The following is a 25,694-nucleotide window of genomic DNA, read 5'->3' on the forward strand; positions in this document are numbered from 1 at the left end:
CCCGGCAAGGAGCAACAGTGCCCACAGTTGAAATGGAACGTCGCCAGGTGGTGGTGATTGGCGCGGGTCCGTCCGGCGCCATTGCGGCCGCGCTGCTCAAACGTAATGGGCATGATGTGTTGATCATTGAGCGCCAGCACTTCCCGCGCTTTTCCATCGGTGAAAGCTTGCTGTCGCACTGCATCGACTTCATCGAAGAAGCCGGCATGCTCGAGGCTGTCAACGCTGCCGGCTTCCAATTGAAGACCGGTGCCGCGTTCGCCTGGGGCGAACGCTACAGCGCCTTTGAGTTCGATGACACTTTCAGCAACGGCAAGCCCACCACTTTCCAGGTGCAGCGCGCCGACTTCGACAAATTGCTGGCCGATCAGGCCGCGTTGCAAGGGGTGGAAATCCGCTACGGCCAGACCTTGGTCGGGGTGGATTTCGCAGCCGGCCATCGCTACCTGCATGTGCGCCAAGAGAATGGCCGCGAATATCACATCAAGGCCAGCTTCGTCCTCGACGCCAGCGGTTACGGCCGCGTGCTGCCGCGCCTGCTGAACCTGGAAGCCCCGTCGAACTTCCCGTTGCGCCAGGCGGTGTTCACCCACATCGAAGACCGCATCGAACATCCGGGCTTCGACCGCACCAAGATTCTGATCACCACCCATCCGACCCACCGCGATATCTGGTTCTGGACCATCCCGTTCAGCGATGGTCGCTGCTCGGTCGGCGTGGTGGCCGCCAAGACCCATTTTGAGGGACGCGATCTCGATCTCGATGCCTGCCTGCGCGGTTTTATCGACGAAACCCCCAGCCTGTCCAAGGTGCTGAAAAACGCCGTGTGGGACACCCCGGCGCGCAGCATCGGCGGCTATTCGGCCAATGTCACCACCCTGCACGGCCCGGGCTTTGCGCTATTGGGCAATGCCGCGGAATTCCTCGACCCGGTGTTCTCTTCCGGGGTGACCATCGCCATGCGTTCTGCCAGCATGGCCGCCGGCCTGCTGAACCGCCAACTCAAGGGCGAAAGCGTCGACTGGCAAACCGAGTTCGCCGAGCCGCTGAAGCGCGGCGTGGACACCTTCCGCTGCTACGTCGAAGGCTGGTACGCCGGGACCTTTCAAGATGTGATTTTCCATGCCGACAGCTCACCGGAAATTCGTCGGATGATCAGCGCGATCCTCGCCGGGTATGCCTGGGACCAGCGCAACCCGTTTGTCAGCGAACCCAAGCGCCGCTTGCGGATGCTTTCGGAAATCTGCGCGGAGGATCACGCATGAGCAGCCCTCCGGTGCACAAGGAATACCTGAGCAAGAACTACGTCGAAGAAACCAGGTTCGGTTTCTGGTTCCTGCGCAGCCACACTTGGCAGCATCACGTATTGCGCGTGGCGATCAACGACTTGCGCAGCCTGTTCAGCGAGCCGCTGCCGGTCGCGCCGGTGCTGCTGGATGCCGGTTGTGGGCAGGGCAAATCGTTCCGGCTGTTGCAGCAAGTGTTCGCGCCCAAACGCCTGATCGGCCTCGACGCCGATCCCCACAGCCTCGAACTGAGTCGCGCCGAAGCGCAGCGCCAGGATCTCGCCATCGAACTGATCGGCAGCGACTGCGCAACCCTGGACGTGGCCGATGCGAGTGTCGATATTCTGTTCTGCCACCAGACATTCCATCACCTGGTGGAACAGCAACGGGCGCTGAACGAGTTCTATCGAGTGCTCAAGCCCGGCGGCTACCTGCTATTTGCCGAGTCCACCGAAGCCTATATCGACACCTGGGTGATTCGCTGGCTGTTCCGTCATCCGATGCATGTGCAAAAAAGCGCCGATGAGTACCTGGAGATGATTCGCGAGCACGGTTTCGAGTTCGGCCCGCAGAACGTCTCGTACCCGTATCTGTGGTGGAGTCGTTCCACGGATTTCGGCCTGCTTGAGCGCTGGGGCGTGCGTCGGCCCAAGCCGTTTGGCGAGCGCGAAGAAACCCTGGTCAATGTGGTAGCCCGCAAGCCGCTCGCCGGTGCAACGCAATGATCCGCGGGTTACTGCTGAGCGCCTGCCTGCTGCTGAGCGCCTGCGCCAGCCAGCCGCCGTTACCCGCTCACAGTCCCAGCCTGGACCTGCCGCTGCAGTTGCATGTCGAACGCGAACAGGACGGTCAGCGCCAGGATTGGATACTGGTGATCCAGCACGAAGCCGAGGCTATTCGCTGGTCGCTGATGGACCCGCTGGGCATCCCCCAGGCCCGGCAAAAATTGGTCGATGGCAGTTGGCAGGCAGATGGCTTGTTACCGCCCAACCCGCAGGCGCGGGAATTGTTTGCGGCGCTGCTGTTCGCCCTGACACCGACGGATGAACTCCCTGGCAATTACCCCGACGCCCGCGCGGTGGATGATGTGCGGGTGCTCAAGCCCCATTGGCAAATCATCTATCAAGCGCCACGGGTCTTCACCGTATACCTGCGGGGCCAGCAACTGAATTACCATATAACGCCCCTTGAGAACGCCCCATGACGGCCTACCTCAATGCCCTCGGCGTGATCTGCGCGCTGGGCCGCGACAAGCACCAAGTCAGCCGTAACCTGTTTGCCGGGGACTGCTCGGGCATGCACACCGAAAGCGGCTGGGTGCCCGAACGTGCATTGCCGGTCGGCAGCGTATTGGGCGCGTTGGCGCCGATACCGCCGAAAATGGTCCAACAGAGCAGTCGCAACAACCAACTCCTGCTGGAGGCCACCTTGCAGATCGAAGGTGAGATCCGCCAGGCGATCCAAAGCTTTGGTGCTTCACGCATCGGTATTGTGCTCGGCACCAGCACGTCGGGTATCGATGAGGCCAGTCGCGGCATCGCCCAATACCTGCAGGAAAGCCATTTCCCCAGCGACTACGACTACCAGCAACAAGAACTCGGCGCGCCGGCCAACTTTCTCGCCGACTGGCTGCAACTCAGCGGCCCGGCGTACGTGATCTCCACTGCTTGCACCTCCAGCGCCCGCGCGCTGATGAGCGCCCGGCGCCTGCTGGACCTGGGCATCTGCGACGCCGTGCTGTGCGGTGGGGTCGATAGTCTGTGCAAACTGACCCTCAATGGGTTTACCGCGCTGGAAGCCGTTTCGCCCCAGCGTTGCAACCCGTTCTCGGTCAACCGCAACGGCATCAATATCGGCGAAGCCGCGGTGCTGTTCCTGATGAGCAGAACCCCGGCGCCTATCGCGCTGCTGGGCTGCGGCGCCAGTTGCGACGCGCACCATATCTCCGCGCCCGAACCCAGCGGCAAGGGTGCGTGGCAGGCAATGCACAAGGCCCTGGTCAGCGCTGGACTCGGGCCCGCGCAGATCGGTTACCTGAACTTGCACGGCACCGCGACCCAACACAACGACGCCATGGAAAGCCTGGCGGTTGCCAAGCTGTTTCCAGACGGTGTCGCCTGCTCTTCCACCAAGCCCATGACCGGCCACACGCTTGGCGCCGCCGGAGCGCTGGAGGCGGCGTTTTGCTGGCTGAGCCTGTGCCAGGGCCTGATGCCGCCGCATATCTGGGACGCTCAGCCAGACCCGGCGCTACCCGCCTTGCAGTGGGCAACAACCGGGGCGCGCCTGGAAAAACGCTGCCTGATGAGCAACTCGTTTGCCTTCGGCGGCAACAATGTCAGCCTGATTATCGGAGATGCCCCATGAGCGACTGGCCACTCGCCGAGCTACTGCCTCACGCCGCCGACATGATTCTCATCGACCAGGTCCTGGCCTTCGACGAAGAGCAGATCCATACCCGCCTGACCGTCAAGCCAGATGGCTTGTTCAGCCGCGAAGACGGTAGCCTGCCGGCCTGGGTCGGTATTGAGCTGATGGCGCAGAGCGTTGCCGCTTACGCGGGCTGTCATGCGCGCCAAAAGGGCGAAGCGGTGGTGCTGGGCTTTTTGCTCGGCACCCGCAAGTTCGAGTGCAACGTCGAGCATTTCCCTGCCGGCGCCGAACTGAACATCCACGCTCTGCGCTCCCTGGAAGACGACAACGGCATGGGTGTGTTCGAATGCCACCTTACGGGCGACGGGATCCAGGCCAGCGCGCGCCTGAACGTATTTCGACCGCCCCAGGCGGCCAACTATTTAGCTGAATCGAAGGACACGCGTCATGACTGAATCCGTACTGGTCACCGGCTCCAGCCGAGGCATCGGCCGCGCCATTGCCTTGCGCCTGGCCCACGCCGGCCATGACATCGTGCTGCATTGCCGCACGGGACGCGCCGAGGCGGATGCCGTACAGGTCGAGATCCAGGCCCTTGGGCGCAAGGCTCGGGTGCTGCAGTTCGACGTCTCGGATCGCCCTGGCTGCAAGGCAATCCTGGAAGCGGATGTGGAAAAATATGGCGCCTATTACGGTGTCGTGCTGAATGCAGGGCTGACCCGCGACGGCGCATTCCCGGCCCTTTCGGAAGACGACTGGGACGTGGTGATGCGCACGAACCTCGACGGTTTCTACAACGTGCTGCACCCGGTGATGATGCCGATGATTCGGCGCCGCGCCGCTGGGCGAATTGTCTGCATCACCTCGGTTTCCGGGCTGATCGGCAATCGCGGCCAGGTCAACTACAGCGCGTCCAAGGCCGGCTTGATCGGTGCCGCAAAAGCCTTGGCGATCGAGCTGGGCAAGCGCAGGATAACCGTCAACTGCGTGGCCCCCGGCTTGATCGACACCGCGATGCTCGATGAGAACGTGCCAGTGGAAGAACTGCTGAAGATGATCCCCGCCCAACGCATGGGCACGCCGGAAGAAGTGGCCGGTGCGGTGAACTTCCTGATGTCCGCCGAGGCCGCTTACATCACGCGCCAGGTCCTGGCTGTCAACGGAGGCCTGTGCTGATGAAACGTGTGGTCGTCACCGGCATGGCCGGCGTCACGTCCCTGGGCAGCGACTGGGAGAGCATCGTCGCCAATTTTCGCGCTAACCGTAGCGGCATTCGACGCATGGATGAATGGGACCGGTTCAGCGAGTTGAATACACGACTGGCCGGGCCTATCGATGATTTCGTGGTGCCGGCCCACTGGACCCGCAAACAACTGCGCAGCATGGGCCGAGTGTCCCGGCTGGCGGTGTGGGCGGCGGAACAGGCGTTACAGAACGCGGGCCTGCTGGGTGACGAGTCGATCAAGGACGGACGCATGGGCGTCGCGTGCGGCTCGTCCACCGGCAGCACCGACGAGATCAAAGCCTTCGGCAACATGCTGCTCAATTCCGTGGCCGAGGGGCTGAACGCTAACTCCTACGTGCGGATGATGCCCCACACTACGGCGGCCAATATCAGTATTTTCTTCGGTCTCACCGGACGCCTGATACCTACTTCCAGCGCGTGCACCAGCGGCAGCCAGGGCATCGGCTACGCCTACGAAGCCATCAAGTTCGGCCGGCTGCCGTTGATGCTCGCCGGCGGCGCTGAAGAGCTGTGTCCGACTGAAGCCATGGTGTTCGACGCACTCTACGCCACCAGCCTGAAAAACGACGCGCCGCAAACCAGCCCGCGTCCCTACGACAACAGCCGCGACGGGCTGGTGATCGGTGAAGGCGGCGGCATGCTGGTGCTCGAAGAGCTGGAACACGCCCTGGCGCGCGGCGCGCATATCCACGCCGAGATCGTCGGTTTTGGCAGCAACGCCGACGGCCAGCACACCACGCGCCCCGAACAGACCACCATGCGCCGGGCGATGGAGCTGGCCCTGGAAGACGCCAATCTGCAACCGGCGGCCATCGGTTATGTGAACGGGCATGGCACCGCCACCGAACAGGGCGACATCGCCGAAACCCTGGCCACCCACAGCTTGTTCGGCAGCCGCATGCCCATCAGTTCGCAGAAAAGTTTCCTCGGCCATACCCTGGGCGCCTGCGGCGCGCTGGAGTCATGGTTCAGCATCGAAATGATGAACCGCGATCAATACGTGCCGACCTTCAACCTGGATCACGTCGACCCGCGCTGTGGCGAACTGGACTACCTGCAACGCGAGTTTCGCCAGATGCACAACGATTACGTGATGAATAACAATTTTGCCTTCGGCGGCGTCAACACTTCGCTGATCTTTCGCCGCTGGCAGCAAGCCTTTTAACTGACTGGAGAAACGGAATGTCTTCCTTGCTACGCGCTACCCTGGTGGTCCTGACCCTGCTGATCGTTGCCGGCTGCACCAGCAAACCAGTGCTCAACACCCAGCACGCGCTGACGGCCAATGAGCAGGTCAGTGCAGCGAAAATGAAACAGAGCATCCTCGCCGCCCTGGATAAACGCCAGTGGACCGTGCAACGCGCCGACCCAGGCCTGATCCAGGCCGAAATCACCGTGCGCAACCGCTACCACGCCGAAATCGACATCCGTTACACCGGCAGCAACTACGCCATCACCTACCGCGACAGCCGCGACCTGGGCTACAAAAACGGCAAGATTCATCGCAACTACAACCGCTGGGTGAGCATGCTCGATCGCGACATCCTCGCCGGCTTGCGCGCCAACGGCGTGAGCGAGGCGGGCTCGGCGGCGCAGCTGTTCAAGGAAACCGGGACTTCGAAGCAGAATTGAAACACCAGAAACGACAAGGGCGCCGCTCGGCGACCTCTTCACAAGCAGGCTGACGTGTCATCGTCTTCGTCCTGCCTGGCTCTGCAATGGCTGATTCCGCATGCCAAAAAAACGAGTTTGCCATATCGCCCTCCTGGCAAGACATGAAATAAGGGAAGTTGGAGCGGATCATTTCAGAAACATCCCACAGCGAGATCTTTAATCTTCGCGGTAGGGTCAATATCCCAGCGACATGTCGGGATATTCCAGGGATGAAAAAGATGAATAGAAAAGCAGTCATCGTTTTTAGTGGTGGACAAGACTCAACAACCTGCTTAATCCATGCTTTGCCGATCTATGATGAAATACACTGCATTACGTTTGACTATGGACAGCGTCATCGCGCAGAAATTGAAATTTCGCAACAACTCTCAAAAAAGCTTGGAGTGGCGGTTCATAAAGTACTGGATGTCTCGTTACTCAACGCGTTAGCCAGCAGTAGCTTAACCCGTGACCACATACCCGCTCCAAGTATAAGTAGCTCGACAGAAAGCCTGCCAGACACTTTCGTACCAGGCAGAAACATTCTATTTTTAACCTTGGCTGCTATTTATGCCTATCAGGTCCGCGCTGAAACTGTAATCACGGGTGTTTGTGAAACGGATTTCTCTGGCTATCCGGATTACAGGGATGAATTTGTCAAGACACTGAACAACGCCATCGAATTGGGCATGGACTATAAGCTACACATTGAAACCCCGCTGATGTGGCTGAATAAGGCAGAGACCTGGGCCTTGGCCGATCACCATAACAAACTGGATTTGATCCGCGAGCACACCTTGTCTTGCTATAACGGAATAAAGGGAAACGGGTGCGCTAATTGCGATGCCTGTAATCTTCGTGCAAAAGGATTGAAGACGTTCATGGAAAACAGAACACAAATCGGTTTAAGTCTAAAAACAAAATTAACGTTATAAAAACAACTCACGGCATGGCAAAGAAACTACTGACAGCCCGCCTCATCCACGTTCTCATAGCCGATCAGGGACCGGCTATGTATTTTTTAAACAACGACCTTGCTCCGTAGGCGGGCAAGATATTAAATACAGCAAAACACAATTTTATGGCTATCTGCAGATAGACTATATTAAGTATATCGTCATTCGGCATAGCCCCATAAAACGCCACAAAACAAAAAATAAAGCTATCTATTATCACCGCAAAAAAAGTACTGAAAAAAACTCGTAAAAACAGAAATCTGGAGCTCGTAAGTTCTTTTATCTTACACAGCAGATAGGAATTAACATATTCGGAGAACAGAAAAGATATGGAAGACGCAACCAATACCGACGAAACATGACCAATAACCTCACCATAGTGCACATCCAACTTCCAACCGGGCAATCCTGGAAGGTAGCTGGTGACACTTAGCAACGCGATGATAAAAGCGTTACTTGCAAAAGCAAAAAAGATAGCCTTTCTTGCAAGTCTAAGGCCGTAAGACTCATTCAACAAATCAACTATTAAAAATGTTAGCGGATATAAAAATACGCCCGGAGTAACCACAACATCAAATCGCTCCACATAAACGAGTTTTGTGGCCGCAACGTTCGTGAAGATATAAAGCGCAAACAACAACAGATTGAGAGCTACGTAAGTCATCCAGGACCGTTCATTACGATCATTTAATTCGTATGCGGTTAATGCAGCACCACCGGAATAAAACTTCCTATATACGTCCTTTATTTCTCCCTTATTTAAATTATCCAACACTTCACTTTTCAACAGATCGCCCAGTTTCAACTTAATAATTCTTCCTGTCGAAATCACCATAATGACAGCACGACCTTTAGCGTTTTCAAACCCTAACAGTTTATATCTACTGTTTTCAACCTCACTGTCTCCAACCATTAAACCTCTCCTCCAATATGTCCCCGACAACACATATGACATCATCACAACTAGGCCCGTTGGTGACAGATAGTTTTTTTGTGACTTTATCGTATACCAACTTTTCTTTATCGCTATTCAAAATACCTTTCTTGACAATTAATAGATCACCCGGTCCATTCACTCCACCGACGTCGCTCTCTAGCAGCACACCGATGACGTTGCTGGCGGAACCAAAATAATAAGTAAGAGGATAAATCGTAGCCAGCTCACCGATTCGCTTGTCCAAGCTCTGAATCAACAAACTTTCTCTGATTATAGGAACCGCTGCCGGATTCATATTTCCAAGTAAAGAAACACTACTCTCAATTGTTTCCTTTTCCTCAAAATCAACGGTCTCTATTTCCCGGTAAGACACACCAAAAAAATCAGAAATCTTGCGAATCGTAGATTGCTGAACATTCACCACCCGCCCTTCCAAAATGTTATATATCGTGGTCCGGGTCAGTCCGCTTGCAATGCATAAAGACAGCTGCGTCTCTCCACGGCTTTTTATCAAATACTTAATATTATTCTTCAAGTTCTCTGTTTTTTCTTTCTTGTACATTAAATATTAACCATTCACTTATCGCTTTAGCCATCTGCGCGCTTCAAATGAGACCACAAAGGGATCCCTTTATGATATCAGCATCCTACAAATGCAGCATATTGTACAAAAATCAATACCACGAACTCGACACTCAATCGTTAAACACTATTTTGCCCCCCCCTTGACCGACCACTCAGGAACTATATCCCACAATGTTTAACGAAACTTCCTACAGCAACTCACGTAGAAGGTTATTGCAAAACCAATTAAGCCGTGAATGAATCATTTAATTACAGATATGTTCATTTATTTGATTAATAAAATTGAATTTTCTGGTAATAAATCCACGAGCGGTCAGTCACGTACCGCCAAGGGACCGGCACCTACTTAGACCTTGCAAGGAAATTCAGCATGAAAAAGACCAATCAAAACACCCCGGAAACACCAGACCGCCCCGACCCGGTCAGCCCCTTTTTCACCATCGTCCCGAATGCCGACACCACATCCCTGCTCTGTCACGCCTGCGAAACCCTTGCCTCGCTGAATGTAATGACCACCGATCTGGCCAGCGAATTGGAAGGCTCACGCCGCAATGTGGCGCTGGCAATTCAGCAACTGGCCGTGCTGGGTGAGTTATTGGTAAATCGCGCACTAGACAACCTGGAGCCGCCCGTAGGGTTGCCTGCAGCTCCGTCGAACAACCAACGCTGATGAGTAGTCGCGTTTTGTGAACAGTTGGAGGTTTCTTGTCAGGAATCGACACCCGCGACATCCGGGCGCAGTGGAAGCAGTACCGCAGGCAAAACCGGACCAATGTCCTTTTCCCGCCGTAGCAACACCACGAAATAGGAAATTTCAGCGCCATATTAGGGAAACATCCTAACGCCAGCACCTGAGCAGCCAGGATAAGTTCGATCCTCCCACCCGTCACACGCTGGGTATCCCCAAGGACGAATAAGAAACGCTGATGAAAAAGCTCGGTTTCCCGGACACCCCGGACTTTTTGCCTATCCCCGAAGAACCGCCCGCCAAGGCGCAGCAACAAGCCTTCCAGGAGCCTCGTACGGCGGTAGCCGCCATTAATCCAAAGAATGAAATGGACACCGACGCACGCGGGGGAAAGAACCCAGGATTTGTGCACAACAAAAAATCCGCTACGCAGCTTGAAGGTTGCGTGTTCGCCAAGAGTTGCAACCTACCTGACGGGGTCATCAATCACAGCAACCCGAGCGGTTTTGTCCCGCTCGAGAAGCTGACCAATTACGGGGTGTGGGCCGTGCTGGGTACTGACGCAGCCATCACGACCGACGGCATCCCCCTGAAACTGCTGGGATGTTCGACCACGGAGGGTGTCATTGCCCAACGTCTCGGCGGGTCCCTTGCACTCGGTCTGCTATCAGGCTCAACGGCAGCTGACGCTGCGGTCGGGACTGTGGCGCTGCTGATGCCGAACGCGCAAATTGCTCCCGACAGTGCCCTCTACAAAAAAGACCAATATGCACAGCTGGATGCTGGACGAACCCGTGTGCGCATCAACGTGAAGACCTTGCCCGACGGCTCCGTCAGCGCTTACGGCTTCTACACCGGCGGAAAACAAGACTGGGAGTTTGTCCCGGTGATCAAAGCCACTCAAGAGGACGAGAAGTTTGTCGCCGAGATTGGCAATGGCATTCGCCTGATCTGGACGCCTGCGGCGAGTCCCGCGGACCCGCCGGGTATTCCGGCACTCGAAGGCACCTCGCTTCAGCCGACGATATGGGTTTATCCGTCCACCGAACAAGCGGAAAAGGTCCTGATGAACCCGGAGCATCCGCCGCAGTATCAGGACGCGATTATCTGGTTCCCATCGGATGCGGGACTTGAGCCGATCTACATCGCGCTCAATTAGGCTTTGATCCCGGTAGGATTACGGGAGCGGGCCAGGCTGTGTCGGGGATTTGGAATGCCCGGATTCGCCGGTACGGGACCTGACCAGCACCTGGGAGAAGTGTCCTATGGCGTCAGCAGCTCGACAAACGCCTTGGCCATGGGCGATGGCTGGCCTTTGCGCTGCACCAGCCACACCGCCGTCACCGCCTCCTGATCGAGCAACGTTCGGTAGACCACGCCATCGATGCGGATACGCTGGTACGAGGCTGGCAGCACTGAAACCCCCAGCCCGGCGGCCACCAGGCCGATGATGGTCATCGCCTCTGCGGCCTCCTGCGCGAAATGCGGGTTGAAGCCGGCCTCGCGGGCCAGGGTCAGCAGTTGGGCGTACAAACCGCTGCCGTAGGTGCGCGGGAAGAACACGAAAGGCTCTTCGGCCAACTGCGCCAGATGCAAACCGCGCTCGCTGCCTTCCACCAGCGGATGACCGGCACTCAGCACCGCGACCAGAGGCTCACGCATCAGTTCCACGACACTCAACGAATCAGGCAACGGCAGCGGACGCATCAACCCGACCTGGATCGACTCATCCACCAGCGCCTGCGCCACTTCGGTGCTGCTCATTTCCCGCAGGCTCAGGTGCACCGCTGGAAAGGCCTGGCGAAAGGCAAAAATCGCCTGTGGAATGCTGGCGTTGAACGGTGCCGAAGAGGTGAAGCCGATTTTCAACTCACCGAGTTCGCCCAATTGCGCCCGGCGGGCCACGTCCGCGGCTTTGTCCATCTGCGCCAATACCAGGCGCGCTTCATGCAGGAACAATCGGCCGGCTTCGCTCAGTTCGACCCGACGATTGGTACGCTCGAACAAGCGCGCGCCCACCTGCTGCTCCAACGCCTGAATCTGCTGGCTCAACGGCGGTTGCGAGATGCCCAACACCTGGGCGGCGCGGCCGAAGTGCAACTCTTCGGCCACGGCGATGAAGTAGCGCAGATGGCGCAATTCCATGAAAACCTCATTAGGTCGTAAAAGCTATCAAACAGGTCGAACAATATATTGGAAAGAATCATTAGCCAGCTATATTCTTTTTCCCATTGCCAGTCTTGGCTGCTTTTCCTCCCCGAGGTCCCGCGTGAAAGTTGCTGTCGCCACACTTGCCCAAGACCCCCCGCCCACAGCCCTGGATGAGGTCGTCGCGCAGCTTGAAGATGCCTATATCGAAAAAGGCACGCCGCTGTTCATGCGCACGGTGCTGGCGCTGTTCGCCGGCGGTTTTGCCACGTTTGCCCTGCTCTACTGCGTACAACCGATGATGCCGGTGCTGTCCCGGGAGTTCTCCATCAACGCGGCACAAAGCAGCCTGATCCTCTCGGTGTCCACCGCGATGCTTGCCTTTGGCCTGCTGATTACCGGGCCGGTTTCCGACCGTCTCGGGCGCAAGCCGGTGATGGTGGCGGCGCTGTTCTGCGCGGCCGCCAGCACCATCGCCAGCGGCCTGATGCCGACCTGGGAAGGGATTTTGTTAATGCGCGCGCTGGTGGGACTGTCCCTCAGTGGACTGGCTGCGGTCGCGATGACGTATCTGAGCGAAGAGATCCATCCGCAGCACCTCGGTCTGGCCATGGGCCTGTACATCGCGGGTAATGCCATTGGCGGCATGAGCGGGCGCTTGATCATTGGCGTGCTGATCGACTTCGTCAGTTGGCACATCGCGATGCTGATCATCGGCGCCTTGGCACTGATCGCGGCAACGCTGTTCTGGAAACTCCTCCCCGAATCGCGCAACTTCCGCGCCAGCAGCCTCAAGCCGCGCAGCCTGGTGAATGGCTTTGTCATGCATTTCAAGGATGCGGGATTGCCGTGGTTGTTTCTCGAGGCCTTCTTGTTGATGGGCGCCTTCGTGACGCTGTTCAACTACATTGGCTATCGTTTGCTCGCCGATCCCTATGATCTGAGCCAGGCCGTGGTGGGCTTGCTTTCTGTGGTGTACCTCTCGGGCATCTACAGCTCGGCGAAGATCGGTGCCCTGGCTGACCGCCTGGGTCGGCGTCGCGTGTTGTGGGCCACTATCGTGCTGATGCTCGCCGGGATCGCACTGACGCTCTTCACCCCGCTGTGGCTGGTGTTCCTCGGCATGCTGATGTTCACTTTCGGCTTCTTCGGCGCCCACTCGGTAGCCAGCAGCTGGATTGGGCGCCGGGCGCGCAAAGCGCGGGGCCAGGCCTCGTCGTTGTACCTGTTCAGCTACTACGCGGGCTCCAGCATTGCCGGTACGGCAGGCGGGTTCTTCTGGCATTACGCGGGATGGAACGGGATTGGCGGGTTTATCGTCGCACTGCTGCTGGTGGCATTGCTGGTGGCGCTGAAGCTGGCGAAGTTGCCGCCGCTCAAGCACGCCTGATAACCCCAAGTAATATAGCAAGGCGCACACCGCTCCCTGTAGGAGCGAGCTCGCTCGCGAAGAACTCAAAGGCACCGCGTTTATCCAGAATGCACGCGTTATCGTTGACGTTTTTCGCGAGCAAGCTCGCTCCTACAAAAGCTTGGCTGAACGGTAATACGGGGTTCTTCGGGCATTTTTTATTGGGCCGCGATCACTCGTGATACTGCGCTGACAGCTCATGCACCGCACGCAGGAACGCGCCGGCATGTTCTGGGTCGACTTCCGGCGTGATGCCGTGGCCGAGGTTGAACACATGTCCGGTGCCCTTGCCGTAGCTGGCGAGGATGCGGCCGACTTCAGTGCGGATTGCCTCGGGCTTGGCGTACAGCACCGTTGGGTCCATGTTGCCTTGCAGGGCGACCTGGTTACCGACGCGACGGCGGGCTTCGCCGATATCACAGGTCCAGTCCAGGCCCAGGGCATCGGCGCCGGCATCAGCGATGCTTTCGAGCCACAGGCCGCCATTCTTGGTGAACAGAATCACCGGGACCTTGCGGCCTTCGTGTTCGCGGATCAGGCCGCTGATGATTTTGCGCATATAAGCCAGGGAGAACTCCTGGTACGCCGCCGCCGACAGGTTGCCGCCCCAGGTATCGAAGATCTGCACCGCTTGCGCGCCGGCCATGATCTGGCCGTTGAGGTAAGAGATGACCGACTGCGCCAGTTTGTCCAGCAGCAGGTGCATGGCCTGCGGGTTGTCGTAGAGCATGGCCTTGGTCTTGCGGAAGTCTTTCGACGAGCCGCCTTCGACCATGTAGGTGGCCAGGGTCCACGGGCTGCCGGAGAAGCCGATCAGCGGTACGCGGCCGTTCAGTTCGCGGCGAATGGTGCTGACCGCGTCCATCACGTAACCCAGGTCCTTGTGGGGGTCGGGGATCGGCAGGGCTTCGATGTCGGCCAGGGTGCTGACGACTTTCTTGAAACGCGGACCTTCGCCGGTTTCGAAGTACAGGCCTTGGCCCATGGCATCCGGGATGGTCAGGATATCGGAGAAGAGAATCGCCGCGTCCAATTGTGGATAGCGATCCAGCGGCTGCATCGTGACTTCGCACGCAAACTCCGGGTTCATGCACAGGCTCATGAAATCACCGGCGTGAGCGCGGCTGGCACGGTATTCCGGCAGGTAGCGACCGGCTTGACGCATCATCCACACGGGGGTGACGTCCACGGGTTGCTTGAGCAGGGCACGAAGGAAACGGTCGTTCTTGAGGGCAGTCATGTCGGCATCCGCAAAAAAAGTACGGGCATTTTCTCAGAGCCGGACGTAAAAGGCACGGAGTGAGCCGTGCCTTTTGTCTATAGGGGCAATTTGTCGCGGGCATGAACGCGCCGCAAAGCAAATGTGGGAGGGGGCTTGCTCCCAATAGCAGTGTGTCAGTCAATGAATCTGGTGACTGATACACCGCTATCGGGAGCAAACCTCCTCCCACATTTTGATCCCATTTCCAGCTGGGATCAGGGTCAGACTTGAAGGTAATCCAGGATCCCTTCGGCGGCATTACGGCCTTCGAAGATCGCCGTTACCACCAGGTCGGAGCCGCGCACCATATCGCCACCGGCGAAGATTTTCGGGTTGCTGGTCTGGTGTTTGTACTGGCCCAGTTCGGGCGCGACGACACGGCCCTGGCTGTCGGTCTGGATTTCGAACTGCTCGAACCACGGCGCTGGGCTCGGGCGGAAACCGAACGCGATGACCACGGCGTCAGCCGGGATGATCTCTTCGGAACCCGGGATCGGCTCGGGGCTGCGACGGCCACGGGCGTCGGGTTCGCCGAGACGGGTCTCGACCACCTTCACGCCCTCAACCTTGTCTTCACCGACGATAGCGATCGGCTGACGGTTGTAGAGGAATTTCACGCCTTCTTCCTTGGCGTTCTTCACCTCTTTGCGCGAGCCCGGCATGTTGGCTTCGTCACGCCGATAAGCACAAGTCACCGACTTGGCGCCCTGGCGGATCGACGTGCGGTTGCAGTCCATCGCGGTGTCACCACCGCCCAGCACCACGACCTTCTTGCCTTTCATGTCGACGAAATCTTCCGGCGACTTTTCAAAGCCCAAGTTACGGTTGACGTTGGCGATCAGGAAATCCAAGGCATCGTAGACACCCGGCAGATCCTCACCGGCAAAACCGCCCTTCATGTAGGTGTAGGTGCCCATGCCCATGAATACCGCATCGTATTCTTCGAGCAGTTGCTCCATGGTCACGTCTTTGCCGATCTCGGTGTTCAGGCGGAACTCGATGCCCATGCCGGTAAAGACTTCGCGACGATTGCTCAGCACGGTTTTTTCCAGCTTGAACTCGGGGATGCCAAAGGTCAGCAGGCCACCGATTTCCGGGTTCTTGTCGAACACCACCGGCGTCACGCCGCCACGCACCAGCACGTCGGCACAGCCCAGGCCAGCCGGGCCCGCGCCGATGATCGCGACGCGCTTGCCGGTCGGCTTGACCTTGGACATGTCCGGACGCCAGCCCATGGCGAACGCGGTGTCGGTGATGTACTTCTCGACCGAACCGATGGTCACCGCGCCAAAACCGTCGTTAAGGGTGCAGGCGCCCTCGCACAGACGGTCTTGCGGACACACCCGGCCGCAGACTTCCGGCAGAGTGTTGGTCTGGTGCGACAGCTCGGCGGCGGCGAGGATGTTGCCCTCTGCCACCAGTTTCAGCCAGTTGGGAATGAAGTTGTGCACCGGGCACTTCCATTCACAATACGGGTTACCGCATCCCAGGCAACGGTGGGCCTGATCGGCCGAGTGCTGGGGTTTGAAGGGTTCGTAGATTTCCACGAACTCTTTCTTGCGTTGACGCAACAGTTTCTTCTTCGGATCCTTGCGCCCGACATCGATGAACTGGAAGTCGTTATTCAGACGTTCAGCCATGTTAAAACCTCATCAAACTCTTCAGGCGCATATCACTGCGGGTTGGCACGGGTGCTGGAAAGCAACGATTTCAGGTTGGCAGCCTTGGGCTTGACCAGCCAGAAACGACGCAAGTAATCATCGAGGTTTTCAGCGAGGTTACGACCCCATTCGCTGCCTGTTTCCTCGACGTATTCGTCCAGCACGTGCTGCAAGTGGTTACGGTAGGATTCCATGGCTTCGCCGCTGATCCGCTGGATCTCGACCAACTCGTGGTTGACCTTGTCGACGAAGGTGTTGTCCTGGTCCAGCACATAGGCGAAACCGCCGGTCATGCCCGAACCGAAGTTGTAGCCGGTCTTGCCCAGAACGGCGACGAAGCCTCCGGTCATGTATTCGCAGCAGTGATCGCCAGTGCCTTCCACCACGGTGTGGGCACCCGAGTTACGCACGGCGAAACGCTCGCCGGCGGTACCGGCGGCGAACAACTTGCCACCGGTGGCGCCGTACAGGCAGGTGTTCCCGACAATCGCGCTGTCCTGCGTCTGGTAGACGCTACCGGCCGGCGGGACGATCACCAGCTTGCCACCCGTCATGCCCTTGCCGACGTAGTCGTTGGCGTCACCTTCCAGGTACATGTGCAGGCCACCGGCGTTCCAGACCCCGAAGCTCTGGCCGGCGGTGCCCTTGAAGCGGAATGTGATCGGCGCCTTGGCCATGCCTTGGTTGCCATGCTTGCGTGCAATTTCGCCGGAGATCCGTGCACCGATGGAACGGTCGCAGTTGCAGATATCCAGGGCAAATTCGCCACCGCTGGCGTCGTTGATCGACGAAGCGGCCATCTCGACCATCTTCTCGGCCAGCAGGCCTTTGTCGAACGGCGGGTTACGGTCCACTTCGCAGAACTGTGGTTTGTCCGCCGGAATGTGATCGCTGCCCAACAGCGGTGTCAGATCCAGGTGATGTTGCTTGGCGGTCTGGCCCTCGAGGATGTCCAGCAGATCGGTACGCCCGATCAACTCTTCGAGTGAGCGCACGCCCAACTTGGCCAGCCACTCTCGGGTTTCTTCGGCGACGTAGGTGAAGAAATTCACCACCATGTCGACCGTGCCGATGTAGTGATCCTTGCGCAGCTTTTCGTTCTGCGTCGCGACGCCGGTGGCGCAGTTGTTCAGGTGACAGATGCGCAGGTATTTGCAGCCCAGGGCGATCATTGGCGCGGTGCCGAAGCCGAAGCTCTCGGCGCCGAGGATGGCGGCCTTGATCACGTCGAGGCCGGTTTTCAGGCCGCCGTCGGTCTGCACCCGAACCTTGCCGCGCAGGTCGTTGCCACGCAGGGTCTGGTGAGTCTCGGCCAGGCCCAGCTCCCAAGGCGCGCCAGCGTACTTGATCGAGGTCAGCGGCGATGCGCCGGTGCCGCCGTCGTAACCGGAGATGGTGATCAGGTCGGCATAGGCCTTGGCCACACCGGCGGCGATAGTGCCGACCCCGGCTTCCGCTACCAGCTTCACCGAGACCAGCGCCTGCGGATTGACTTGTTTGAGGTCGAAAATCAGCTGCGACAAATCCTCGATCGAGTAGATGTCATGGTGCGGCGGCGGTGAAATCAGGGTCACGCCCGGCACCGCATAACGCAGTTTGGCGATCAGGCCGTTGACCTTGCCACCCGGCAGTTGGCCGCCTTCACCTGGCTTGGCACCCTGGGCGACCTTGATCTGCAGCACTTCGGCGTTGACCAGGTATTCCGGGGTGACCCCGAAACGCCCGGTCGCCACTTGCTTGATCTTCGAGCTCTTGATGGTGCCGTAGCGTGCCGGGTCTTCACCGCCTTCGCCGGAGTTGGAACGCGCGCCCAGGCGGTTCATCGCTTCGGCGAGAGCTTCGTGAGCCTCAGGCGACAAGGCGCCGAGGGAAATACCGGCGGAGTCGAAACGCTTGAGGATCGACTCCAGTGGCTCGACCAGGTCGATGTCCATCGGCGTGTCCAGGGTCTTCACCCTGAACAGGTCGCGAATCATCGACACCGGACGGTTATCCACCAGCGCGGTGTATTCCTTGAACTTGGCATAGTCGCCCTGCTGCACGGCGGCTTGCAGGGTGTTGACCACGTCCGGGTTGTAGGCGTGATATTCGCCACCGTGCACGAACTTGAGCAGGCCACCTTGCTGGATCGGCTTGCGCGCGCTCCAGGCTTCGCCAGCGAGGGCTTTCTGTTCAGCTTCGAGGTCGACGAAACGCGCGCCCTTGATGCGACTCGGCACACCACGGAAGCTCATGTTGCAGACTTCTTCCGACAGGCCGATGGCTTCGAACAACTGCGCGCCACGGTAGGACGTCACGGTGGAGATGCCCATCTTCGACAGGATCTTCAGCAGGCCCTTGGTGATGCCTTTGCGGTAATTCTTGAATACCTCGTAGAGGTCGCCCAGCACTTCACCGGTGCGGATCAGGTCACCCAGCACCTCGTACGCGAGGAACGGATAGACCGCCGAGGCGCCGAAACCGATCAGCACCGCGAAGTGATGCGGGTCACGGGCAGTCGCGGTTTCCACAAGGATGTTGGAGTCGCAGCGCAGGCCTTTTTCGGTCAGGCGGTGGTGGACCGCGCCGGTGGCTAGCGAGGCGTGGATCGGCAACTTGCCCGGCGCGATGTGACGGTCGGTCAGCACGATCTGGGTACGGCCGGCGCGCACCGCTTCTTCGGCCTGGTCGGCGACGTTGCGCACCGCGGCTTCGAGGCCAAGGCTTTCGTCGTAGTTCAGGTCGATGATCTGGCGGTCGAAGCCCGGACGCTCCAGGTTCATCAACGAACGCCACTTGGCCGGGGAAATCACCGGCGAGCTGAGGATCACACGGGAGGCGTGCTCAGGCGACTCCTGGAAGATGTTGCGCTCGGCACCGAGGCAAACTTCCAGGGACATGACGATAGCTTCGCGCAGCGGGTCGATCGGCGGGTTAGTCACCTGGGCGAACTGCTGGCGGAAATAGTCGTACGGCGTGCGAACGCGCTGGGACAGCACGGCCATTGGCGTGTCGTCGCCCATCGAACCGACGGCCTCGTAGCCTTGCTCACCCAATGGGCGCAGCACTTGGTCGCGCTCTTCGAACGTGACCTGGTACATCTTCATGTACTGCTTGAGCTGATCGACGTCGTAAAACGCCGAGCCGTGGTCGTTGTCCTCCATGGTCGCCTGGATGCGCAGGGCGTTCTTGCGCAGCCATTGCTTGTACGGATGGCGCGACTTCAAGCGGTTGTCGATGGCGTCGGTGTCGAGGATCTGCCCGGTCTCGGTGTCCACGGCGAGGATCTGGCCAGGACCGACGCGGCCTTTGGCGATGACATCTTCAGGCTGGTAGTTCCACACGCCGACTTCCGACGCCAGGGTGATGAAGCCATTGGTGGTAGTCACCCAGCGCGCCGGGCGCAGACCGTTACGGTCCAGCAGGCAGACGGCGTAGCGGCCATCGGTCATTACCACGCCGGCCGGGCCGTCCCACGGCTCCATGTGCATCGAGTTGTACTCATAGAACGCCCGCAGATCGGGGTCCATGGTCTCGACGTTCTGCCACGCAGGCGGAATGATCATGCGCACGCCACGGAACAGGTCAATGCCGCCGGTAACCATCAGTTCAAGCATGTTGTCCATGCTGGAGGAGTCGGACCCCACGCGGTTAACCAGCGGGCCGAGTTCCTCGAGGTCCATCAGGTCGTTGGCGAACTTGGTGCGACGGGCCACGGCCCAGTTGCGGTTGCCGGTAATGGTGTTGATCTCGCCGTTGTGGGCGAGAAAGCGGAAAGGCTGGGCCAGCGGCCATTTCGGCAGCGTGTTGGTGGAGAAGCGCTGGTGGAACACGCAGATCGCGGTTTGTAGGCGCTCATCGCTAAGGTCCGGATAGAAGGCGGTCAAGTCCGCCGGCATCATCAGGCCTTTATAAATGATGGTCTTGTGCGAAAAGCTGCAGATGTAGTGATCGGTATCCAGGGCATTGGCCACGGACGAGCGACGACGGGAGGTGAACAGCTTGATCGCCATGTCCTGGTCGCTCAGGCCGTCGCCTGCGATGAACACCTGTTCGATCTGTGGCAGGCGCTCCAGGGCCAGACGGCCAAGGACGCTGGTGTCGATCGGTACTTTGCGCCAGCCGACGAGTTGCAGGCCGGCAGCCAGGATCTCGCGATTCATGTTCTCGCGAGCCGCTTCGGCTTTCACCGGGTCCTGATTGAAGAACACCATGCCCACGGCGTACTGCTTGGGCAAATCGACACCAAAGGTTTCCTTGGCGATGGCGCGCAGGAACTGGTCGGGCTTTTGAATCAGCAAGCCGCAGCCGTCACCGGTCTTGCCATCGGCGTTGATCCCACCACGGTGGGTCATGCAGGTCAGGGCCTCGATGGCCGTTTGCAGAAGGGTATGACTGGGTTCGCCCTGCATATGGGCAATCAGGCCGAAACCGCAGTTATCCTTGAATTCATCGGGTTGGTACAGACCTGCTTTCATAGACACTTTCTCACCAGGCTGCCTCTTGTTTCGAGGCAAATTTCTTTTTAATTCAACCTGTTACCTTCCACACCGAACGTACGCCGGCTTAGCGGGGGGCAAAAGGGAGGTCATTGTACACACCGACACAGACGCTCACAAATTTGGCGACGAAATGTCGCAAATCTATGTCGCATCTATGAAAGGTTTAAAGCGATACGCTGTGCTAGTCAAAACTTTTTTAATTCTGACCGCCGCGACTCAAAACTACTGTGGCGCAGACACCACAAAGCGCGCGGTCCGCAGGGACTGCACGCACTTGGTGTTTTTTTGAGGTGCCGGGAGAGGCGGCCTGGGTAAGGCCGCCGAATCTTCAGCGAGTTGCTGCCAGTTCCTGTTGGACGCTGGCGACAGTGCGAGGCCAAGGTTTACCAGCCTGAACCTTCGCTGGCAAGGCCTTGATGGCGCTAACGGCTGCATCACGGTTGGCAAAGTTGCCGTAGGTGACCACATAGAACGGTTTGCCGTTGAGGTCCTTCTTGAAGTAGCGGTACTCGCCACCCTGTTCCTTGATGAAGTTTTGCGCGCTGGCTTCGGAACTGGTGCCAAGGATCTGGACCACATAGTTCTTCGCTGGCTGACTGCCATACCAGCCACTGCCGGCGGCAGCCTTGGCCACGGTTACCGGTTTTTCAGCAGGCTTGGCGGCCGGAGCAGGCTTCGGCGTCGGGGCAGGGACTGGAGCCGGCTTGGCCGCTGCAATCTGAGTCGGGGCTGGCGCGGGAGTCGGGGCTGGTGCCGGGTCGGCAGCCGCGCCAGACGGCGGAGCAACAGTGGTGACGGTCGGCGGAGTGCCGCTGGCGCCTTCCACCGGTACGCCGTCGTCGCCTTCGGCGATAGCGCCGGCTTCTTCCGCCAACGGGCCACGCATCACCGGCTGCCCCACCATTGGCAACTCAGTCGGCTGGCCAGAACCTGCAAACTCAACGGCTGGCGCATCATTAGTGGTCGGCTTGCCCAACGGCAACTGCGCCTGTTCGGTAGGCGCGCCTGGCGCTGTCGGTGCTTTGCTGCGACCTGGAATCAACCAGGCGGCGGCGACGGCAACCACGACAACAGCAGAAATGGCCAGTACGTGTTTCTTCGGCATGGTAAACCCCATCTTTGGACGCTTGACCGCTGAACGGCTGGCTATCATCGCTTCGATCATCGTATCCCGGGCGACCTGGTTGATGGTGCCCGGCCATCCATCGGAGCTTTCGTGAATATCAGAGATCTGCTGAGCGGAGAAAAGTTCGATGCCTTGCCCGGCGCCTTCAAGACGCTGGGCCAGATATTCGCGGGTTTCTTCTTCTTCGTAGGGCTGTAATTCGATGACATGGAAACGCTCTTCCTCGCCACCCAATTGCTCTAGATCGGCGATCAGCGACGACTCACCGAACAGGAAAACATGCGGACGACCTTCAGGCGTTCCGGCCGCCAGGGCCAGCAATGCATCCAGCGCCGATTCGTCGAGCTGCTCGGCATCATCCACCAGCAGATAAACTTCCTGGCCGGTCAGCCCCAGCTGGACTACCTGCTTGAGGATCGCTGTCGGCTCCGCATCCGAGACGTCAAGGGCCTGCGCAACCTGGCGCAGGACGCCTGCCGCGTCACCCGCGCCACGGGCGGAGACCACCACGCTCTGCACTGACTGTTTGTTGGTGCTGGCAACCAGCGCCTGACGCAACAGGGTCTTGCCGCTGCCCAGTGGCCCGGTGACCACCAGCAATAGCTGGCTGTAGCGCGCCAGGTGGTGCAGTTGCCCCAACACCGGCTTGCGTTGTGCAGGGAAAAACTTGAAACCAGGCACCCGAGGAGCAAAAGGGTCGTGGTTTAGCTGGTAATGGCCGAGAAACGCCTCGTCGGCATGCAAACTAGTCATCGGGATCTGGTTAACCTTTAAGCTGGGCCAGGAGGCGGTAATCCGCTCCCAACGTGGCCTGTAGAATCTCTTTCGGATAATCGTCGGTCACCACCGCTTCGCCCATTCGGCGCAACAGCACCAGACGCAAACGACCGTCGATCACTTTCTTGTCTATCGCCATGTGTTCGAGAAAATCAGCCTCGGTCATTTCCTCGGGAGGAATGACCGGCAACCCGGCGCGCTGGAACAGGCGGATACCACGGTCACGCTCTTGGACACTGATCCAGCCCAGGCGTTGCGACATCTCCAGCGCCATCACTGTGCCAGCAGCCACGGCTTCTCCATGCAGCCACACACCATAGCCCATGTGGGTTTCGATCGCATGGCCGAAGGTATGACCCAGGTTCAACGTGGCCCGCACGCCGGACTCACGCTCGTCGGCATTGACCACCAGCGCCTTGGCTGCGCAGGAGCGGGAAATCGCCTCGGTCAGCGCCACCTGATCCAGATTGCGCAAGGCATCGAGGTGCTCTTCAAGCCAGGCGAGGAACGGCTCGTCGCAGATCAGACCGTACTTGATCACTTCGGCCAGACCGGCCGATAGCTCGCGCGGCGGCAGCGTGTTGAGCGTCGCCGTATCGATCAGCACCGCATTGGGCTGATAGAACGCACCCACCATGTTTTTGCCCAGCGGATGATTGATCCCGGTTTTGCCACCCACCGATGAGTCGACTTGCGACAACAGCGTCGTGGGCACCTGGATGAAGTCCACGCCACGCTGGTAACAGGCCGCCGCAAAGCCGGCCATATCACCAATAACCCCGCCACCGAGTGCGATTACCGTGGTGCGGCGGTCGTGGCGAGCAGTGAGCAGGCCATCGAAGATCAATTGCAGGGTTTCCCAGTTCTTGAAGGCTTCGCCGTCGGGCAGGATCACCGAGATCACCGAATAGGCCTCAAGACTGCGACTCAGACGCTCGAGATAGAGCGGCGCCACCGTCTCATTGGAGATAATCGCCACTTGTCGCCCGGCAATGTGCGGTGCAAGCAACTCGGGCTGGTCCAACAAACCTTCGCCAATGTGGATCGGGTAGCTGCGCTCGCCAAGATCGACCTTAAGTGTCTGCATGTGTCCCCACGTGGAAGATGGAAGCAGGCATCCCGCCCTGCATTAACGTTGTCGGCAACCTCGAGACCCGACGCTGCCTGATGGCTCTACGCCACAACCCGGACGATCATGACGCGTCGCCGAGAATAGCGCATTTCGGCCCTGGCTTTAACGGGGCGGCAGTTGCTGCAAGCGATCAAGAATATCGAGAACCACCATTCGCGGTGGCCGCTCATCGGTTTGTACCACCAGATCGGCGATTTCCCGATAAAGCGGATCGCGCAGCGCCAGCAAATCGCGCAGGGTTTTCTCGGGGTTGGCCGTGCGCAGCAGTGGGCGATTGCGGTCACGCGCGGTACGCCCCACTTGTTGTTCGACCGATGCATGCAAATAGATCACCCGACCGCCGGCATGCAGCGCCCGCCGGTTCTCTTCGCGCATCACCGCGCCACCGCCAGTGGCCAGGACCACGCCGTCGCAACCACACAACTCGGCAATCATTGCCTGTTCGCGATCACGAAAGCCCAGCTCACCTTCCTTATCGAAGATCCACGGGATATTGGCGCCCGTGCGCAATTCAATTTCCTTATCGGAGTCTTTGAATGGCAGGCGCAGCTCTTTGGCCAGCAAACGGCCGATGGTGCTTTTTCCAGCCCCCATCGGTCCAACAAGAATCAAATTTCGCACAGAATCAACGACTCACAGCAATCGCCTGGTTATTCATAATACGCGGAGTCAGGAATACCAGCAGCTCGGATTTTTTCTCCGAGACCACATCCCGCCGGAAAAGGCGGCCAAGATACGGCACATCACCCAAAAATGGCACTTTATCTACCACGTTGCTTTGAGTTTTCGAGAAAACGCCGCCAATGACAATGGTCTCGCCATCCTTGACCAGCACCTTGGCATTGACCTCGTTTTTCTTGATGGGCGGCACGTCGTTGAGTTTATTCAGGTAGTCAGGCTCATCCTTGGTGACTTTCACCTCCATGATTACCCGGTCGTCCGGGGTGATTTGCGGCGTCACCTCCAGGGATAACGAAGCCTCCTTGAACGACACCGAGGTAGCCCCGCTGGAACTGGACTCCTGGTAGGGAATCTCGGTGCCCTTGAGGATCCGCGCGGTTTCCTTGTCGGACGTGACCACTTTGGGCTGCGAGACGATTTCACCGTTACCGGTTTTTTCCATCGCCGTCAGCTCCAGATCGAGCAGCACGTTATCGGTGATAAAAGCGATACCGAGGCCGGACGAGCCATTGACCACGCCCAAGTCGACAAACGGTGAACTGGGCGTACTCTCCGACTGCCCGGCCTCCTCTGAAGATCCGTTATTGATGCCGCCACCGCTCCAATTGCCCTTATTCTGTATCAGCCCTCCCCAGCGCACGCCCGTACTCTTGTCGTAATCGACATTGGCTTCGACGATCCGCGCCTCGATCATGACCTGGCGAATCGGAATATCCAGTTGCGCAACGATATGCCGCAACTCGTCCAGGCGCTCCTGGGTTTGGTAGACGATGATGTTGTTGGTCCGATCATCCACCGCCACCGAACCACGTTCATCGGACGCGCCTTCCAGGCCGCTCACCGACTGGAACAACTTGGCCAGTTGCGCGGCATTGGCATAGTTGACTTGCAGCAGCTCGCGCCGCAGCGGTGCCAGTTCAGTCAACTGCCTGCGCGACTCCAGAGCCCGCAACTCACGCTCGGCCAATTCCTGCGCCGATGCCACCAACAGCACGTTAGCGCTCACCCGCTTGTCCAACCCCTTGGCTTGCAGCACCAGATCCAGCGCCTGGTCCCACGGTACGTCTTTGAGACGCAAGGTAATCGAGCCGCCGACATCATCAGCGGCCACCAGATTGAGGCCGGCAACGTCGGCGATCTGCTGCAAGACAGCGCGGACCTCGATGTTCTGGAAGTTGAGGGATAATTTATCGCCGGTAAACGCGCCACGTCCGTTACTCAGCGACGCAGCACCAGGCGGTGGAAGTTGAATCAGCTCGACCCGATTGGGCACGGCGATGACCATCGGTGCT

21 protein-coding genes and 1 pseudogene are annotated in these 25,694 nt (G+C 58.8%); 12 read left to right on the forward strand and 10 right to left on the reverse strand.

Features of this window, described 5'->3' with window-relative positions:
- Window positions 1-17 precede the first annotated feature (17 nt).
- The 9 genes from BLU75_RS20515 to queC all read left to right on the forward strand — a co-directional run bounded on the left by BLU75_RS20515 (window position 18) and on the right by queC (window position 7,493).
- A complete protein-coding gene (locus tag BLU75_RS20515) occupies window positions 18-1,265 on the forward strand; it encodes an NAD(P)/FAD-dependent oxidoreductase (RefSeq protein WP_231982584.1) in 1,248 nt (415 codons plus the stop codon).
- Between the two features lie 11 nt (window positions 1,266-1,276).
- The gene (locus BLU75_RS20520) at window positions 1,277-2,011 is read left to right on the forward strand and encodes a class I SAM-dependent methyltransferase (protein ID WP_090221639.1); all 735 of its coding nucleotides are present in this window, start codon (window positions 1,277-1,279) and stop codon (window positions 2,009-2,011) included.
- Window positions 2,008-2,490 (forward strand): hypothetical protein, encoded by a 483-nt coding sequence (locus BLU75_RS20525; protein ID WP_084379815.1) that lies wholly within the window; start codon window positions 2,008-2,010, stop codon window positions 2,488-2,490. The genes BLU75_RS20520 and BLU75_RS20525 overlap by 4 nt, the downstream gene beginning before the upstream one ends.
- A complete protein-coding gene (locus tag BLU75_RS20530) occupies window positions 2,487-3,653 on the forward strand; it encodes a beta-ketoacyl-[acyl-carrier-protein] synthase family protein (RefSeq protein WP_084379816.1) in 1,167 nt (388 codons plus the stop codon). Before BLU75_RS20525 ends, BLU75_RS20530 begins: the two co-directional genes overlap by 4 nt.
- Window positions 3,650-4,114 (forward strand): ApeP family dehydratase, encoded by a 465-nt coding sequence (locus tag BLU75_RS20535; RefSeq protein WP_084379817.1) that lies wholly within the window; start codon window positions 3,650-3,652, stop codon window positions 4,112-4,114. Before BLU75_RS20530 ends, BLU75_RS20535 begins: the two co-directional genes overlap by 4 nt.
- Window positions 4,107-4,835 (forward strand): 3-oxoacyl-ACP reductase FabG, encoded by a 729-nt coding sequence (gene fabG, locus BLU75_RS20540; RefSeq protein WP_084379818.1) that lies wholly within the window; start codon window positions 4,107-4,109, stop codon window positions 4,833-4,835. Before BLU75_RS20535 ends, fabG begins: the two co-directional genes overlap by 8 nt.
- Window positions 4,835-6,070 (forward strand): beta-ketoacyl-ACP synthase, encoded by a 1,236-nt coding sequence (locus BLU75_RS20545; RefSeq protein WP_084379819.1) that lies wholly within the window; start codon window positions 4,835-4,837, stop codon window positions 6,068-6,070. Before fabG ends, BLU75_RS20545 begins: the two co-directional genes overlap by 1 nt.
- A 17-nt stretch (window positions 6,071-6,087) precedes the next feature.
- A complete protein-coding gene (locus BLU75_RS20550) occupies window positions 6,088-6,537 on the forward strand; it encodes a hypothetical protein (protein WP_084379820.1) in 450 nt (149 codons plus the stop codon).
- Window positions 6,538-6,797: 260 nt separating this feature from the next.
- Window positions 6,798-7,493 carry a 7-cyano-7-deazaguanine synthase QueC gene (gene queC, locus BLU75_RS20555; protein ID WP_084379896.1) on the forward strand — a complete coding sequence of 232 codons (696 nt, stop codon included), beginning with the start codon at window positions 6,798-6,800 and terminating at the stop codon, window positions 7,491-7,493.
- Between the two features lie 64 nt (window positions 7,494-7,557).
- On the opposite strand, the gene BLU75_RS20560 is transcribed toward queC, so the two are convergent.
- Together BLU75_RS20560 and BLU75_RS20565 are read right to left on the reverse strand one after the other, a co-directional pair.
- Window positions 7,558-8,427, reverse strand: a complete 870-nt coding sequence (locus BLU75_RS20560) for a queuosine precursor transporter (protein WP_084379821.1) — start codon at window positions 8,425-8,427, stop codon at window positions 7,558-7,560.
- Window positions 8,411-9,013 carry a helix-turn-helix transcriptional regulator gene (locus BLU75_RS20565; protein WP_084379822.1) on the reverse strand — a complete coding sequence of 201 codons (603 nt, stop codon included), beginning with the start codon at window positions 9,011-9,013 and terminating at the stop codon, window positions 8,411-8,413. Before BLU75_RS20565 ends, BLU75_RS20560 begins: the two co-directional genes overlap by 17 nt.
- Before the next feature lie 393 nt (window positions 9,014-9,406).
- Here BLU75_RS20565 and BLU75_RS20570 point away from each other — a divergent pair, with 393 nt between their 5' ends.
- Both BLU75_RS20570 and BLU75_RS20575 read left to right on the forward strand, forming a co-directional pair.
- Complete coding sequence (locus BLU75_RS20570) at window positions 9,407-9,706, forward strand: DUF6124 family protein (RefSeq protein WP_084379823.1); 300 nt, start codon at window positions 9,407-9,409, stop codon at window positions 9,704-9,706.
- A 256-nt stretch (window positions 9,707-9,962) separates the two neighbouring features.
- Window positions 9,963-10,880: pseudogene (locus BLU75_RS20575) on the forward strand (S-type pyocin domain-containing protein); the annotation flags it as partial.
- 107 nt (window positions 10,881-10,987) lie between these two features.
- On the opposite strand, the gene BLU75_RS20580 reads toward BLU75_RS20575, so the two are convergent.
- Window positions 10,988-11,869 carry a LysR family transcriptional regulator gene (locus BLU75_RS20580; RefSeq protein WP_084379825.1) on the reverse strand — a complete coding sequence of 294 codons (882 nt, stop codon included), beginning with the start codon at window positions 11,867-11,869 and terminating at the stop codon, window positions 10,988-10,990.
- Window positions 11,870-11,993: 124 nt separating this feature from the next.
- On the opposite strand from BLU75_RS20580, the gene BLU75_RS20585 reads away from it, so the two are divergent.
- A complete protein-coding gene (locus BLU75_RS20585; protein WP_084379826.1) occupies window positions 11,994-13,262 on the forward strand; it encodes an MFS transporter in 1,269 nt (422 codons plus the stop codon).
- A gap of 193 nt (window positions 13,263-13,455) precedes the next feature.
- On the opposite strand, the gene hemE is transcribed toward BLU75_RS20585, so the two are convergent.
- From hemE to BLU75_RS20625, 7 genes are all read right to left on the reverse strand, one after another.
- Window positions 13,456-14,523, reverse strand: coding sequence for a uroporphyrinogen decarboxylase (gene hemE, locus BLU75_RS20590; protein ID WP_084379827.1), 1,068 nt, complete (start codon window positions 14,521-14,523; stop codon window positions 13,456-13,458).
- A gap of 242 nt (window positions 14,524-14,765) precedes the next feature.
- Window positions 14,766-16,184: an FAD-dependent oxidoreductase gene (locus BLU75_RS20595; RefSeq protein WP_084379828.1), complete on the reverse strand. Its 1,419-nt coding sequence runs from the start codon at window positions 16,182-16,184 to the stop codon at window positions 14,766-14,768.
- Window positions 16,185-16,216: 32 nt separating this feature from the next.
- A complete protein-coding gene (gene gltB / locus BLU75_RS20600) occupies window positions 16,217-20,662 on the reverse strand; it encodes a glutamate synthase large subunit (protein ID WP_084379829.1) in 4,446 nt (1,481 codons plus the stop codon).
- A gap of 352 nt (window positions 20,663-21,014) precedes the next feature.
- Complete coding sequence (locus BLU75_RS20610; RefSeq protein ID WP_084379830.1) at window positions 21,015-22,565, reverse strand: SPOR domain-containing protein; 1,551 nt, start codon at window positions 22,563-22,565, stop codon at window positions 21,015-21,017.
- Between the two features lie 10 nt (window positions 22,566-22,575).
- On the reverse strand, window positions 22,576-23,676 hold the full coding sequence (gene aroB, locus BLU75_RS20615) for a 3-dehydroquinate synthase (RefSeq protein WP_084379831.1): 1,101 nt from the start codon (window positions 23,674-23,676) through the stop codon (window positions 22,576-22,578).
- A gap of 147 nt (window positions 23,677-23,823) precedes the next feature.
- Entirely contained in the window at window positions 23,824-24,342 is a 519-nt protein-coding gene (gene aroK, locus BLU75_RS20620) for a shikimate kinase AroK (protein ID WP_084379832.1), read from the reverse strand.
- Window positions 24,343-24,346: 4 nt separating this feature from the next.
- Window positions 24,347-25,687: a type IV pilus secretin PilQ gene (locus BLU75_RS20625; RefSeq protein WP_084379833.1), complete on the reverse strand. Its 1,341-nt coding sequence runs from the start codon at window positions 25,685-25,687 to the stop codon at window positions 24,347-24,349.
- Between the last annotated feature and the right edge of the window lie 7 nt (window positions 25,688-25,694).

The sequence above is a fragment of the Pseudomonas mucidolens genome (genome assembly GCF_900106045.1).
GTDB lineage: Bacteria > Pseudomonadota > Gammaproteobacteria > Pseudomonadales > Pseudomonadaceae > Aquipseudomonas > Aquipseudomonas mucidolens.